The sequence below is a fragment of the Labrenzia sp. PHM005 genome, from assembly GCF_006517275.1.
Taxonomy (GTDB): domain Bacteria; phylum Pseudomonadota; class Alphaproteobacteria; order Rhizobiales; family Stappiaceae; genus Roseibium.
This window is the reverse complement of the sequence record NZ_CP041191.1, coordinates 2376159-2390619: the sequence shown is the minus strand read 5'-3', so window position 1 is coordinate 2390619 and position 14461 is coordinate 2376159. Positions and strand designations below refer to the sequence as shown.

At 54.5% G+C, this 14461-nt stretch carries 13 protein-coding genes; 9 read left to right on the top strand and 4 right to left on the bottom strand.

From position 1 onward, the window contains the following. Positions 1 to 17: 17 nt before the first annotated feature. From FJ695_RS10775 to FJ695_RS10760, 4 genes are all read left to right on the top strand, one after another. Positions 18 to 1301 (top strand): cysteine desulfurase-like protein, encoded by a 1284-nt coding sequence (locus tag FJ695_RS10775; protein WP_141185454.1) that lies wholly within the window; start codon positions 18 to 20, stop codon positions 1299 to 1301. After that, the gene (hydA, locus tag FJ695_RS10770; RefSeq protein ID WP_141185453.1) at positions 1298 to 2704 is read left to right on the top strand and encodes a dihydropyrimidinase; all 1407 of its coding nucleotides are present in this window, start codon (positions 1298 to 1300) and stop codon (positions 2702 to 2704) included. The genes FJ695_RS10775 and hydA overlap by 4 nt, the downstream gene beginning before the upstream one ends. 126 nt (positions 2705 to 2830) lie before the next feature. Beyond that, entirely contained in the window at positions 2831 to 3829 is a 999-nt protein-coding gene (locus tag FJ695_RS10765; RefSeq protein ID WP_141185452.1) for an aldo/keto reductase, read from the top strand. 183 nt (positions 3830 to 4012) lie between these two features. Continuing rightward, positions 4013 to 4246 carry a hypothetical protein gene (locus FJ695_RS10760; protein WP_141185451.1) on the top strand — a complete coding sequence of 78 codons (234 nt, stop codon included), beginning with the start codon at positions 4013 to 4015 and terminating at the stop codon, positions 4244 to 4246. A gap of 51 nt (positions 4247 to 4297) precedes the next feature. Here FJ695_RS10760 and FJ695_RS10755 read toward each other — a convergent pair whose 3' ends face one another. Genes FJ695_RS10755 through FJ695_RS10745 form a run of 3 tightly spaced genes read right to left on the bottom strand, consistent with a single transcriptional unit; the run spans position 4298 to position 7113 of the window. Then, entirely contained in the window at positions 4298 to 4912 is a 615-nt protein-coding gene (locus tag FJ695_RS10755; protein ID WP_168206317.1) for a TetR/AcrR family transcriptional regulator, read from the bottom strand. After that, entirely contained in the window at positions 4909 to 5937 is a 1029-nt protein-coding gene (locus tag FJ695_RS10750) for an NAD(P)-dependent alcohol dehydrogenase (RefSeq protein WP_141185449.1), read from the bottom strand. Before FJ695_RS10750 ends, FJ695_RS10755 begins: the two co-directional genes overlap by 4 nt. 3 nt (positions 5938 to 5940) lie before the next feature. Then, complete coding sequence (locus tag FJ695_RS10745; protein ID WP_247653821.1) at positions 5941 to 7113, bottom strand: acyl-CoA dehydrogenase family protein; 1173 nt, start codon at positions 7111 to 7113, stop codon at positions 5941 to 5943. 91 nt (positions 7114 to 7204) lie between these two features. Here FJ695_RS10745 and FJ695_RS10740 point away from each other — a divergent pair, with 91 nt between their 5' ends. The 4 genes from FJ695_RS10740 to FJ695_RS10725 are packed head-to-tail and all read left to right on the top strand — an operon-like array spanning position 7205 to position 12120. Beyond that, positions 7205 to 8749, top strand: coding sequence for an acyl-CoA carboxylase subunit beta (locus FJ695_RS10740; protein ID WP_141185448.1), 1545 nt, complete (start codon positions 7205 to 7207; stop codon positions 8747 to 8749). A gap of 9 nt (positions 8750 to 8758) precedes the next feature. Next, positions 8759 to 10741 carry a biotin carboxylase N-terminal domain-containing protein gene (locus tag FJ695_RS10735; RefSeq protein ID WP_141185447.1) on the top strand — a complete coding sequence of 661 codons (1983 nt, stop codon included), beginning with the start codon at positions 8759 to 8761 and terminating at the stop codon, positions 10739 to 10741. Between the two features lie 3 nt (positions 10742 to 10744). Next, complete coding sequence (locus FJ695_RS10730) at positions 10745 to 11077, top strand: MaoC/PaaZ C-terminal domain-containing protein (RefSeq protein ID WP_141185446.1); 333 nt, start codon at positions 10745 to 10747, stop codon at positions 11075 to 11077. After that, positions 11074 to 12120, top strand: coding sequence for a CaiB/BaiF CoA-transferase family protein (locus FJ695_RS10725; RefSeq protein WP_141185445.1), 1047 nt, complete (start codon positions 11074 to 11076; stop codon positions 12118 to 12120). Before FJ695_RS10730 ends, FJ695_RS10725 begins: the two co-directional genes overlap by 4 nt. Positions 12121 to 12510: 390 nt before the next feature. Here FJ695_RS10725 and FJ695_RS10720 read toward each other — a convergent pair whose 3' ends face one another. Beyond that, on the bottom strand, positions 12511 to 13290 hold the full coding sequence (locus FJ695_RS10720; RefSeq protein ID WP_141185444.1) for a DeoR/GlpR family DNA-binding transcription regulator: 780 nt from the start codon (positions 13288 to 13290) through the stop codon (positions 12511 to 12513). Positions 13291 to 13513: 223 nt separating this feature from the next. On the opposite strand from FJ695_RS10720, the gene FJ695_RS10715 reads away from it, so the two are divergent. Further along, entirely contained in the window at positions 13514 to 14461 is a 948-nt protein-coding gene (locus FJ695_RS10715) for an ABC transporter substrate-binding protein (protein ID WP_141185443.1), read from the top strand.

Here is a 14461-nt window from a genome sequence, read left to right as displayed (position 1 = left end):
TCATGCTGGAGCCACACATGCATACCAACCAACCACTGGACATTGCCTGGGTGCGGGAACAGTTTCCCGCGCTACGTTCGGATTGGGTCTTTTTTGACAACGCCGGCGGATCGCAGATCCTGAAACCGGCGGTCGACCGGATAAACGAGTTCCTGTTTCAAAAAAACGTCCAAATTGGTGGGAGTTACGAGCTATCTCAAGCCGCAGCGGCTGCACTTATGGATGCCCGCAAAGCCGGACAGTTGCTCGTCAACGCCGCACGCCCGGAAGAAATCGTCTTCGGCCATTCCACCACTGTTTTGGTGCAAAACCTTGTCGAAGCCATGCGCCGGCAACTCACCCCAGGAGACGAGGTGATCGTGACCAACGCAGATCACGAATCCAATATCGGCCCGTGGCGCCGGCTGGAGGAGTTTGGCATTGCCATCAAGGTTTGGGAAATCGATCCGGCCAGTCTGACGCTCCGCCTGGAAGATCTTGATAAACTGATGGGGAACCGCACCCGTCTCGTCGCGGTTCATCATGTCTCAAACATATTGGGCGAAATCAATCCGGTACGCGAAATCGCAGATTTCGTTCATGAGCGGGGAGCGAGGCTTTGTGTCGATGCCGTCGCCTATGCACCGCACAGGGCTATAGACGTGCAGGCATTTGATGCCGACTACTACATCTTCAGCCTCTACAAAACGTACGGACCCCATACCGCGGTGATGTATGGCAAATACGATCTCCTTTTGGAGCTCGACACGCTCTACCACTACTTTTATGGCAAAGAGAAAGTTCCTGGCAAACTCGAGGCCGGCAACCCGAATTATGAGCTTGCCTACTCGCTGACCGGCATCGTTTCCTATCTGCAGGAACTGGGCGAAAAATGCGGTGCACGTGAAAACAGCACGCCGCGAGCGAAGATAGAAGCCGCGATGGCGGCGATAGCAGCTCACGAAAACGCGCTCACAGAAAGGTTCCTGAGCTGGGCGCGCGGCCGGTCAGTGATAAAGATTATAGGGCAAGAGACCATTGATCGCGGCACGCGCATCCCGACAATCGCATTTACGGCCGCGGGCTGGTCTCCTGAGGGCATTTGCCGGGAAATTGATCACGCGCGGATTGCGATCCGGCATGGAGATTTCCATTCCCGGCGCTTGATCGAAGAGCTGGCCCTTTCAAAATCCGGCGGGGTCGTTCGTGTCTCCATGGTCCATTACAACACGCTAGACGAAATTGATCGGCTGACGGATGCCCTTGACGCTGTCTTAGACGCAGGAGCGTCAACTGCAGCTGATCAGAAGGTGTCAGCATGAAAGACTTCACGTTCGACACGATCGTCCGGGGTGGCACAATCGTTACGGCTGCTGACACGTATAAAGCCGATATCGGGATCAACGGTGGAGTGATCGCGGCCATCGGGGCGGATTTACCAAGCGGTGAAACCGAGATCGATGCCACCGGGCTATTGGTCATGCCTGGGGGGATCGACAGTCACGTTCATATCTCCCAACCGTCCGGCGACGGCATCGTCATGGCCGACGACTTTGAAAGCGGAACCAGATCTGCCTTGCTCGGCGGCAACACCACCGTCATGCCGTTTTGCTTGCAGGAGAAAGGTATTTCGCTCCGGCAAGCACTCAGCGCCTATCACGACTTGGCGGATGGGCACTGTTATACGGACATCAGCTTTCACATCATCGTATCCGACCCGACCCCTCAGGTTCTGGGTCAGGAGATGCCAGCACTAGCCGAAGAAGGCTATACATCCATCAAGGTCTTCATGACCTATGAGGAGCTCCGGTTGAGAGATGATGAAATCCTGGCAACCCTTGATGCAGCCAAACGGTCCGGCCAGATCGTTCTTGTTCATTGCGAAAACGAAGATGCAATCCGATACCTGATTGGCAGGCGTGAGGCCGACGGGGATACGGCACCTTATCATCATGCCACCTCCAGGCCGATTGCAGCCGAGCGTGAAGCCACCCATCGCGCCCTCTCCCTTGCTGAAATCGTCGATGTGCCCATCGTCATCGTTCATGTCTCGAACCGGCAAGCCATGGAGGAGATCTCAAGGGCACGGGCACGCGGGCAGAAAATCGCCGGTGAGACTTGCCCGCAATATCTGGTGCTTACGGCTGATGATCTCGACTTGGACGACTTTGAGGGCGCAAAATACGTTTGTTCCCCACCGCCGCGTGACAGACAGAGCCAGGAGGCGTGCTGGACCGGTCTGGAAACCGGTGTGTTCGACCTGTTCTCCTCCGATCACTGCCCCTTCCGGTTCGATGACCCGGCAGGCAAGATGAATGAAAAGGGACAACAATCATTCCGCTGGATCCCGAACGGTATTCCAGGTGTTGCAACGCGGCTGCCGATCCTGTTTTCCCAAGGCGGAAAATCGGGCCGGATTGATCTCAACCGGTTCGTTGCACTGACATCGACCAACCACGCAAAACTCTACGGGATGTATCCGCAAAAGGGCACGATTGCGATTGGGTCGGACGCCGATCTTACATTGTGGGACCCTGAGCTTAAACGCACCATCACGAATGACGACCTGAAACACGGCGCGGATTATACACCCTATGAAGGTATGGAGATCACCGGCTGGCCGGTACGTGTCCTTTTGCGTGGCAAACTCGCAATGGAGAAGGGTGAGCTTGTGATGGACAAAGGATACGGCAAATATCTTTCAAGAAACCGCAGTCAACTATGAAAAATGCGCCCATCCATGGGATGGTTTGTTAGATCTCAAACCGCATAACCTTGCCTCATATCTTTTGGCGAACAAGCAGTTAGATTATGAAGGAATGCATTGGTTGTTTCGGTGGGGAGAAGGAAATTGGAAAAACGCAATCTTGGCGTCAACGGCCCGGAGATAGGTGCAATCGGGTTTGGCGCTATGTCGTTCTCCGACATGTACGGCCCAACGAACGAGACAGAGAGCCACGCAATCCTCGATGCCTGCAGGGATCTCGGTGTTACCCACTTGGACACGGCAAATGTCTATGGGATGGGGAAGTCAGAAAACGCCATCGGCACCTATCTGAAAGCCAATCCGGGCGCACGGCGCGAATTCATCATCGCAACAAAAGCCAGCATCACCCGCGACCCGGACGGCAACCGAAGTTTTGACAATTCGGCAGAACACCTGGAAGCCGAACTGGATAAGTCGTTGAAACGTCTCGGCGTGGAGTGTGTGGACCTCTTCTATGCCCATCGCCGGGATCCACGTTTCACACCGGAAGAAACCGCAGCGAACCTTGGCCGGCTGGTCCAAAAGGGCAAGACCCGTGCGATTGGCCTGTCAGAAGTGGCCCCTTCTACTCTCCGGCGCGCATTGAAAGCTTTTCCGATAACCGCCGTGCAATCGGAGTATTCCTTATCGACACGGTTTGCTGATCTTGGACTGGTTCAAGCTTGTGCTGAACTCGGAGTGGCCCTGGTGGCCTTTTCACCTGTCGGGCGCTCGCTGCTAACTGATCATCCAATCCCTCGGGAGCGCATCCCGAGCCTGCCCTTCCTTGCAGACAATCCACGTTTCATGGAACCGAATCTGACCGAGAACCTGAACATATTGGAGGGGTTCCGGAACCTCGCGGCAGAAATGGGCACAACAGCTGCAGGGCTTGCAAATGCTTGGCTGCTGTCCCGTGGTTCACATGTGATCCCGATCCCAGGCACACGGTCGGTGAACCACTTGCGCGAGTGCATTTCCGGAGCATCCCTGAGCCTTACAGAAGCGGATCTTGATCGTTTGGAGACCGCTCTACCTGTCGGTTGGGCTCATGGTGACCGGTATTCAGACGCACAATGGATTGGCCCTGAGAGATATTGCTGAAAAGAGCGAGACATTGGCAACGCGCTTGACTAACGCAAAAGCAAGCACATAGGCAGCTCATACTGCCGAGCGCTGTGCTTGCATACGCGAACCAATACTGGGCTCGACACGCTTGTACAATCCGTTTGGCATAAAACCCGAGTGTGTGATACTCGCTTGCCAAACAACATTAGGACTGCAGTAGTGAGCGAACTGACCGTAGCAGAAGCAATAAACCGCGTTTATGAATCCCTGCAAGCCGACAACGAAGACATCGATATACATATTGAGGCTCTCAAGTCGGCGATGAAGAATGAAGGTTTGAAAGAAGCCATCATAGATCCGACGCAGCTCGTTCAGAATAACCGTTCCGGCCGAAAGCTTTTACAGGCGTATTTCCGCCAGCGTGGTGTGAAAGTGAAATTCGCATCGGCTTGACAGTTTATTGGCGTCGTCACCTCTAACAAATAGCCAGGATCAAAGGCGGGTTCAGACATCATGACCCAAACCCTGTTTTTCCGGCAGCAATTTTGCGAGTGAAGCGACATACTCATCAACACTGTCACGCTCCGGATCGTACCATTCAAGCGACCAGTTGAGCGCCCCTAACAGGGTATAGCGCATATGGCGGACCTCAATTTCATCTGCAGAACCGCCCAGGTAAGCACTGATGATAATGGTCCAGTCCTGATCATATCCTCTGCGCACGGCGGTCAACTCGGCGCGGACCTTTTCCGGGACGAAGGGATAACAACGGATGTGCGCTGATGAAAAATCGATCGCCGACAGCAGGGTTTCAAGGTGGACACGCATCGCCGTGACAAGGCGGTCGCGCGGTGAGGCATCAGGCTGCTGCTGCAAAGCATCGCTTACGGCCCGCTGAACCACCTCAACACCAAGACGCATAACCTCTGTTGCGAGGGCATCCTTGGACGGAAAATGATAATAAAGGCTCCCGGCTTTCATGCCCGCTTCTGCTGCCAGGTCCCGCAATGACATGTCCGCATAACCATTCTGGCGCATCTTGCGTGCGGCAATGGCCAGGATCTCCTGACGCGCTATTGCAGCTTTCGTTCTTGGGCGCTGTTGCGGAGTTCCGGTCACTTGTTTCTGTCCGGCTGGCAGGAAACACATACCTTCCCGAAAACTTCACCTGACTCAAGAGTGCCAAAGGCCAATAGCGCATCATCAAAATCAAACAGCTTGCCGATGACCGGTCTGATCCGATGAAACTGCAATACCTTGCAAAGAGACCGGAAAGTTTCCTGTGAACCGACGGAGACAGCATGCAAGGTAATGCGACGCGACAGCAGCAACGGCAGAAAGAGCTCGGCGACATTTCCTGTCACATTACCGATCAACAGAACTGTGCCGCCTGTCTTCACAGATTTAACCGATGTATTCAGTGTGGTCGCGCCTCCAAGTTCCAGAACACGGTCAACTCCCCTACCTTCTGTCATCTCCTGCACAAGGTGGTGCCAATTGGAGACTTTGGAGCGGTCGATAACATCATCTGCCCCAAGTTCACGCAACTGCTTCGCCTTCGCAGGTGTTGAGGTGGTCATGATCACCCGTGCGCCCATGGCCTTTGCAAGTTGCAGTGCCATCAGTGCAACGCCTCCCGTTCCCTGAACAAGGACCGTTTCCCCAGACCGCAGCGACGTGGGCTCATTTAATGCGCTCCAAGCCGTCACGCCTGCGCAGGGTAACGCGGCAGCTTCGGCATCACTGAGATATTCTGGGATCCGCACCAATGTCTCCGCTGCAAACACCCGGTGTGTTGCCAATACACCGTCAAGCGGGCCACCAAGCCGACCCTTTTCAAGGTTGGCAGGCGGAGCCCCACCGTACCAGTGCTGATAAAATGCCGGACAAACACGGTCGCCCACAGCAAAGTCCGCAACCTGTCGACCGGTAGCAACAATTTTGCCCACGCCATCTGACAAAGGAACAAGAGGAGGAGCGACGGAGCGGCCGTGCCCACCTTGCATCACGACCAGGTCCCGGTAATTCAGAGACGCAGCGTGCATTTCAAGCAACACGTCCCGCGGACCGACTTCAGGCATCACCTCGTCGGTCTTCACTAGATTGTCGAGGCCAAAACCCTCTTTAAAACTCCAGCTTTGCATCAATCACATCCGCTTCGCGACTTCTTCCAGCATCACTTCAGTGGCTCCACCGCCAATGGCCTGAACCCGAGCATCGCGTGACATACGTTCAATGGTGCTTTCTCGCATGAAACCCATGCCGCCATGAAATTGAACACAGGCGTACATGACTTCATTCACCAACTCTCCACAATAGGATTTGATCATGGACACCTCCCGCACCAGGCTTTCGCCCATGGCGGACCGTGCCGCCGTCGCATAAATCATTTGCCGCCCAGCCTCAACTTTAGAGGTCAACTCGGCCAGGCGGGTCCGGATCATTTGTTTTGCCCAAAGCGGTTCTCCAAATGCCTTGCGGTCTTTCGTATACTGCACCGTCAGTTCCAAGGCGGCCTGCGCTTCCCCCATGGCCATGGCGCCAAGAACCAGCCGCTCGTTCTGGAAATTCTTCATGATCTCGTAAAACCCGCGCCCCTCCTGACCGAGCACGTTTTCTTGAGGCACCCGGACATCAACGAAAGAAAGCTCGGCGGTGTCCGAGCTGTTCCAGCCGTGTTTCTTTAGTGAGCGCGACACTGAAAAGCCTTCCATGCCCTTTTCAACGATAAACATGGTCACGCTTTGGCTTGGAGCCCCCTGCGGATCCGTTTTGGCAGCAATGCAGAAGACATCGCCATGCACTCCGTTTGTGATGAATGTCTTCGCGCCATTCAAAACGTAGTGGTCTCCTTCATGTCGGGCATTGGTTCGTATGCCTTTTACGTCCGACCCCGCATCAGGCTCGGTAATTCCCACCGCTGTAATGATTTCACCTGAAATCACACGGGGGAGGTATTTCTGTTTCTGCGCATCAGTGCCAGCATTGAAAATATGTACGGACGCCATATCCGTATGCACAAGCGCTGTAATTGCTACTCCGGCATAGGTGCAGCGCCCAAGCTCCTCGGCCAGAACCACCGTTGCGCGTTCGTCCATGTCTGAACCGCCGAACTGGTGCGGATAGGTGACGCCAAAAAAACCCAAGGCACCCATTTTTCTGAGCAACTCTCGCGGTGTGGCACCTTCCTCCTCCCACACATCTGCATGAGGCTTGATTTCCTCTTCAATAAAGCGCCGGACTTGGGCGCGGAGCATGTGATGCTCTTCATCAAAGAAGAAACTGCTGGATGTGGTGGCATCAAATCCGGGTGTGGTCACCTTGGCCGCTCCTTTGTTTGCTTGTTGACAGAATTTCTAACGGTCGTTAGGTAGAAAATCAATCTCGAAAATTGAAACGAGGAAGTCGGCGATGGCTGCAATCACGGATCTGGTCGATGAATTGCGGGAAAAACTCCGAGGCGCGTCGCAAGGGGGCGGAGCGAAGTTTCGCGCCCGCCATGCCGAACGCGGGAAAATGCTTGTCCGGGAGCGGATCGAAATGATCGTCGATCCCCAAACAGCGTTCTTGGAACTGTCCCCCCTGGCAGCACATGGACTCTATGGTGGTGAGGTGCCCAGCGCCGGGATCGTCACAGGTATCGGCATGATCCATGAACGTCCTTGCATGCTCATCGCCAATGATGCGACCACCAAGGGTGGATCCTTCTTTGCCGAAACAGTGCGCAAGCATTCACGTGCTCAGGAGATTGCTGAACAGCACCGGCTGCCCTGCATCTACCTGGTGGATTGTGGCGGAGCCTTTCTGCCTGAGCAGGACCGTGTTTTTCCCGATAAGGATCATTTCGGTGGCGGTTTCTGGCGTCAGTGCCAAATGTCAGCTGCTGGTATCCCGCAAATCTCGGTGGTTTTCGGCGGCTGCACAGCGGGCGGTGCCTATATTCCCGCCCTGTCAGATCAGGTCATTATGGTCAAAGGGACCGGCCGAATTCACCTGGGTGGCCCTCCGATCGTTAAAGCAGCCATCAATGAGATTGTTGACGGCGAAACATTAGGCGGTGCCGAGATGCACACACAGGTTTCCGGTGTCAGCGATCATATTGCGCCGGATGAGGAATCTGCACTTCAAAAACTGCGTGAGATCATTGCCAACCTGGGTGACAACCGCAAGGTCTCATCTCCCAAGCAAGTCGGCAAACCTCCATTGGCCCTGCATGGTGAAACCCAGGATCATGCGCCTGTAGATCTAAAACGTCCGATCGACATGCGGGCGTTGATCAAGACTCTGGTGGACGGCTCAGAATTCTCAGAGTTCAAGCCTGATTACGGCAAGAGCCTGATCACGGGCTTTGCCCAAATTCACGGTTACCCGGTGGGCATCCTGGCAAATGACGGCGCGCTGTTTTCCGAAAGCTCGGTCAAGGGTGCACATTTCATAGAACTCTGTGACCAGCGTCAGATCCCGCTGGTTTTTCTACAAAACATTACCGGTTTCATGGTCGGAACCGAAGCTGAACGCGGAGGCATTGCCAAGCATTCGGCCAAACTGGTCTATGCCGTATCGAATGCACGGGTTCCGAAATACACCATACTGGTTGGAGGATCCTATGGTGCCGGAAATTACGGCATGTGCGGCCGGGGATTCCGGCCTCGTTTTCTGTTCTCCTGGCCGAACGCACGCATCGCGACAATGAGCCCCGATGTCGCTGCAACAGTCGTAACCGACCTGCGCCGTGCCAGCATCAAATCGCCTGCAACCGAAGAGGAAATCCAGGAGCTGGACTCCCGCACCCGCGCCCAGTTCGAAGAACAGTCCGACCCTTATTATGCGACCGCCAGGCTGTGGGATGACGGCATCATCGAACCCAACCAGACCCGCGATGTTCTGGGTCTCTGCATTGCCTTGGCGGCGGGGGAAGAACAGGACACCGGTCCGCGCCCGGTCTACAGAATGTGAGGACGGGACATGTTTGATAGCCTTCTCATTGCCAATCGCGGTGAAATCGCTTGCCGCATCATGCGCACCGCGCGCAAAATGGGACTGCGTACGATCGCCGTTTATTCGGACGCTGATGCAGCTGCATTGCATGTCCAAATGGCGGATCACGCCGTCCACATCGGCCCTGCCCCTGCAGCTGAGAGTTATCTGCGAACAGACCGCATTTTAGATGCAGCCCGCATGACCGGCGCCGAGGCGATTCATCCCGGCTATGGTTTTCTGTCCGAGCAAGCGGACCTGGTTCATGGCTGTAGCAAGCTGGGTATCACTTGGGTCGGCCCACATATCGATGCGATCCGATCTATGGGATCCAAGATCGAAGCTAAGAAAATCGCGCTCGAGGCCGGAGTTCCCTGCATACCTGGTTATTCAGGCGAAGATCAGAGCGATGCTGCACTTGTAGCCGCCGCACATGAAATCGGCTTCCCGGTTATGGTAAAGGCCAGCGCAGGCGGTGGCGGCAAGGGCATGCGTGCCGTCTTTGATCCCATTGATCTGGAAGCCGCTATCAGAGCTGCCCGCACAGAGGCTACCCGTTCGTTTGGCGATGGGCGATTGCTGATTGAAAAGCTGATTGAAAATCCGCGCCATATCGAAGTGCAACTTCTGGGCGACACGCACGGCTCGATGCTACATTTTTTCGAACGCGACTGTTCAGTGCAGCGTAACCACCAAAAAATACTGGAAGAAGCACCCGCCCCAAATCTGCGCCAAGAAACGCGTGCCGCACTATATTCAGCCGCGGTCGGTCTTGGGCGCAAGATCGGCTATGATAGTACCGGTACAGTGGAGTTCATATTGGATGACGAAACCGAAGGGTTCTACTTCCTGGAGATGAATACAAGGCTGCAGGTCGAACATGCCGTGACCGAGGAGATCTGCGGTGTTGATCTGGTGGACCTTCAGCTTCGCGTCGCTGCTGGCGAAAAACTTTCACTCTCGCAAGATCAGATAACCTGCACCGGTCATGCCATAGAGGCGCGGCTGACGGCAGAGGATGCTAACAAAGGATTTCGCCCTGACACGGGAAAAATCCTGCACTGGTCGGTCGCTTCAGAACTTCGCACTGACAGCGGAATTCGGGCTGGATCTGTGGTTGGAACACATTACGATTCCCTGATCGCGAAACTGATTTCCCACGGCCGGGATCGAAATACGGCACGCAAAAAACTTGCCAAAGGTCTTGAGCGGCTCGAAGTTGCAGGTGTGACCACCACGCGAACCTTTCTTCGCGACGCTCTCCTTCGCGAACGTTTTGCGATCGGCCGCGCCTCAACCAATTTCCTGGCACAAGAGTGGCCAGAAGGCTGGCAGCTCGCTCCAGTTGACAGTCTGGCCTTTGCCGCCCTTGCATGGCACATCCGGCCAAAACCTCAAGCTTCGCCCTGGCAGGGTGTTGGAGGTTTCCGCTTGCTCCAGAAGGCGGGGCACCCCGCTCAAACCACCTATCTTGATCCCAAAGATCCGGAACATCGCGTGCGAATTGCCAACACCTCCGAAGGGTTTGTGATTACCAGCAATGGCAGCACAAAAACGATGCAGGCGGAATGGAATGAGGCTCACAGGCTTACAGTTACGGAAGATGGCATCAAACAGACAATTGGCGCATTGATTGAAGAAAATACAATCCATCTTTGGGGTCAGGATTTCGATGCCGCTCACCAGATCGTGTCCCTCGGTGACTACGACACTGCGGAACAGGACAACCATTCAGAAGCTCCCAATCAAATTACGGCACCGATGCCAGGTTTGGTGGTTGAGTTGCGCACCGAACTAGGAGCAGACGTGGCTGAAGGCGACACACTGGCAGTGATGGAATCCATGAAACTCCTTTTGGAACTCAAGGCCAGAGCCGCCGGAAAAGTCACAGGCATCCAAACGGAAACGGGGAACACTGTTGAAACGGGGGCTCTGCTCGTTCAACTCAAACTGACAAACGCTGAGAACTGACCGATGGCGGGACTTTGGTTCGAAGAATTCGCCGCATTTGAAAAGCCACTGGCAAAATCCCTTATGACCCTTGGGACGATGATCAGAGTGTCGGTCAATGAAACCACGCTCGGTACAACTTTTGCCTATCTGGGCATGTCTAACGTGACCTTCCCGGCGCCAGTGTTTCAAGGCGACACTTTGCGCATCCGGACTACGGTGGAAAGCTGCAGACAGTGCGGCTCACGGCCGGAAGCCTGGATCGTGAATTTCCTGCATAATGCGAGAAATCAGAATGGTGTCTTAGTCACCGCCAGAAAACACGTCGCCCGCGTGCGAAGGAGAACCGCTGCATGACCGGTCTCAAACCACTCGCCGGGCTGAAAGTACTGGAATTTGACGCCATTGGCCCGGTGCCGTTTTGCGCCATGATGCTGGCCGATCACGGCGCGGAGGTCATCAGGATCACGCGCCCCGGAGGTCAACCAAACGGTGTCGATGTGGGAGACAGCGAAATTCTGCTCCGCGGTCGGGCCCGGAGAATCCCACTCGATCTGAAATCGGATCACGGCCGTACCGAGGTCTTGAAGAAACTCGAACGGACGGATGTGCTTCTTGAGGGGCATCGTCCCGGCGTTATGGAGCGACTGGGACTTGGACCCAAGGAATGTCACAAGATCAATCCGGTTTTGGTCTATTGCAGGATCACCGGCTACGGACAGACAGGCCCGCTCGCCCTGCATCCAGGGCACGACATCAACTATATCGCGCAGACGGGCGCCCTCCATGCGATCGGTCCACAGGATGAGCCGCCGCCTCCCCCGCTTTCGCTGGTCGGGGACTTTGGTGGCGGAGGCATGCTGGGCGCGTTTGGTATTCTCGCGGCAGTAATTGCTGCTCGTTCGACCGGAAAAGGGTCTGTGATTGATGCCGCCATGGCTGATGGCACCGCGTTGTTGATGGCCATGAACTACGGCTGGAGAAATGCTAGTGCCTGGGTCCCTCACCGGAGCAGCAATTTGCTGGACGGCGCTGCGCCGTTCTATCGCTGCTATCAAACCCAGAATGGAAACTACATTGCCGTCGGGGCGATCGAACCGAAGTTTTACTCCGCCCTGCGCAAAGCCCTAAATTTGGACGATCCCATCTTTGCAGATCAGATGAACCGGGAGAATTGGCCTGCAATGAGCCAAAAAATAGCGGCTGCGGTAATGCAAATGGACGAGACCGCCTTGCAAACAGCCGTAGAAACACCCGACGCCTGCCTTTCATGGGTAATCCCAATAGAAGATGCCGGAAAAACTGGTCATATGAAGGATCGGAAAATGATCCAGCAAATAGACGGCGGAATAACCGTTGCTACCGCGCCGCGTTTCATACCGGCCAGTAAAGATGAGTAACACAGTCAATCAGGGGCCGTTGTTCTGCGTTTTATGCGACGCCCAACTCTCTCTTAATGTCGTCTCGACTGGCCGATCCGGTTTAAACGTAATTCGGCTCTAATGCTCTGTGTTTGGAGTAGGCAACCTAGTTCCATAGGAGGCTCTACTAAGCCAAACCAATCGAAAACATAGTTTGAGCAAACCCCGTTATTCTCCCGAGCGACGCTTAGCGAAAAATTGTTGAAATTCGGCCGCTCGCCGTAATTTGGGTTGGAAATTGAATATGCCGAGGCAGATGCAGCTTGCCGTTTTCAACGGTGTCAGAAGACATATTCCCAATACTCTACCGTTCGAGTACCGGCATCCGCGAATTGCAAAATTCAAATGACAGGGCGTACTTCTGCATCGCTATCCTCCATCAGCCACGATCAGATCGATTTCGTTCTCTTCCAACATAGTCCGGATACCTTTTGGCGGGTCCCGATCGGTGATAAGCAAATCAATCCGGCTGGTGTTCTGCAGTGCCACCGGTGCGCGTTTTCCCAGTTTTTCGCCATCGGCAACGATGACCCGGACCTGGGCATTTTCCATTGCAATGTTCGCAAGATTGGCTTCCTGCAGGTCATGCAACATAAAGCCGGTATCCGCATTAATCGCGCCAACTGAGAATATCGCGAACCGGACATTGAGGCGCCGGATGAGATCCTGCGCTTCTACGCCAAAGGCGCCGCCGTCATGGGGCCGCAACTCACCACCAGCCATGAAAACCCGGTTGTTGTTCCGCGTCGACAACGTGCTTGCCACAAAGACGGAATTGGTCACGACAAACAGATTGGAGTGGTTTTGCAGAGCCATCGCGACATAGGCCGTTGTTGATCCAATATCGAGAAATACGGAATCGCCATCGCTGATGGTTTCCGCAACAGCTTTGGCCAACACCTCTTTGGCATGAACTTTCTTATCCAGCCGGCTTTCGAAGGTCGGCTCCAGAATGTCTTCGACCAAATGCACGCCGCCATGAACCTTGCGGACGATTTGACGGTCTTCCAGCGTCTTCAGATTTCTCCGGATGGTCTCCAGCGTTACACCGAGTTCCTTGGCCAGAAAACTGACGCGGCAGGAACCGCCAGCCCTGTAAAGCTCCCGCAAGATTTCCTCTTCCCGCTGGTTTTTGGTCTTTATGTTCATGCGCTTAAGAGCTCAGATTTTAATTCCGTTTTGAGGCGCCCGTCCTGTAGCACGAACACCACATAAAGCAACATTTTCGAAGCTTCCGGTCCAGGGCTTAGACCATTCTTACATTATTTGTATGGTTTTTTGTGGTTTTTCTTGATTTGAATGGAAAAGCAGGACATGATTTTCGAATTGAATGCCATAATTCAATGCAAAAAACCACATTTGGGAGGGTGGTATGAGGGTTCAAGCTACGAAATTAAGTGCAGTCGCTCTGGCACTAATGACGTCTGTTTCCGCGGCTGGGGCGGTGGAATCATCCGATCCAATCAAGCTGACCTTGCACGATTGGTCCGGCCAATTGATCAACACGAAAATCATGGGCAGCATCCTGACGGAAGCAGGATACAACGTCGAATATGTCCAGGCAGATTACATTGCTCAATTCGCGGGTCTGAAAAACGGCGATCTGCATTTGGCAATGGAGATCTGGGAAACCACCGGCCGTGAAGCCCTTGATGAAGCAACTGGCACCGGCAAGGTTGTCAACGTCGGAGAAACCGGCCTGATGGCGATCGAAGAGTGGTGGTACCCTTCTTACATGAAAGACCTCTGCCCTGGGCTGCCGAATTGGGAAGCTCTAAAAGACTGCGCCGAGGAATTCTCAACAGCTGAAACTGCTCCCAATGGCCGCTACGTCGGCGGGCCCGTGACCTGGGGCGGTTTCGACGAGGAGCGTGTTGAGGCGCTTCAACTGGATTTTGAAGTTGTTCATGCTGGAACAGATGCCGCGCTGTTTGCCGAATTGGAATCGGCTTATCAACGCAAAGATCCGATCATGCTCTGGGTCTATGTGCCTCATTGGGCTCCGGCGAAATATGACGGCGAATTTGTCGAGTTCCCGCCCTACTCTGCCGAATGTTATTCAGATCCGTCTGTCGGTGTGAATCCGGAACTGGCCTATGATTGCGGCAAGCCACGTGGGCCGATCTGGAAAGCGGCCTGGTCCGGTCTTCAGGAAAAATGGCCTGGCGCCTACAACATCATTGACGCCTATAAGATCACAAATGACGAAATGAGCGCCATGGTGAGCAAGGCTGATCTGGAAAAAGTCGACATCGACACCGTGGTTGCAGATTGGATGACGGCCAACAAAGACCGCTGGTCTGGCTGGATATCAAAATAA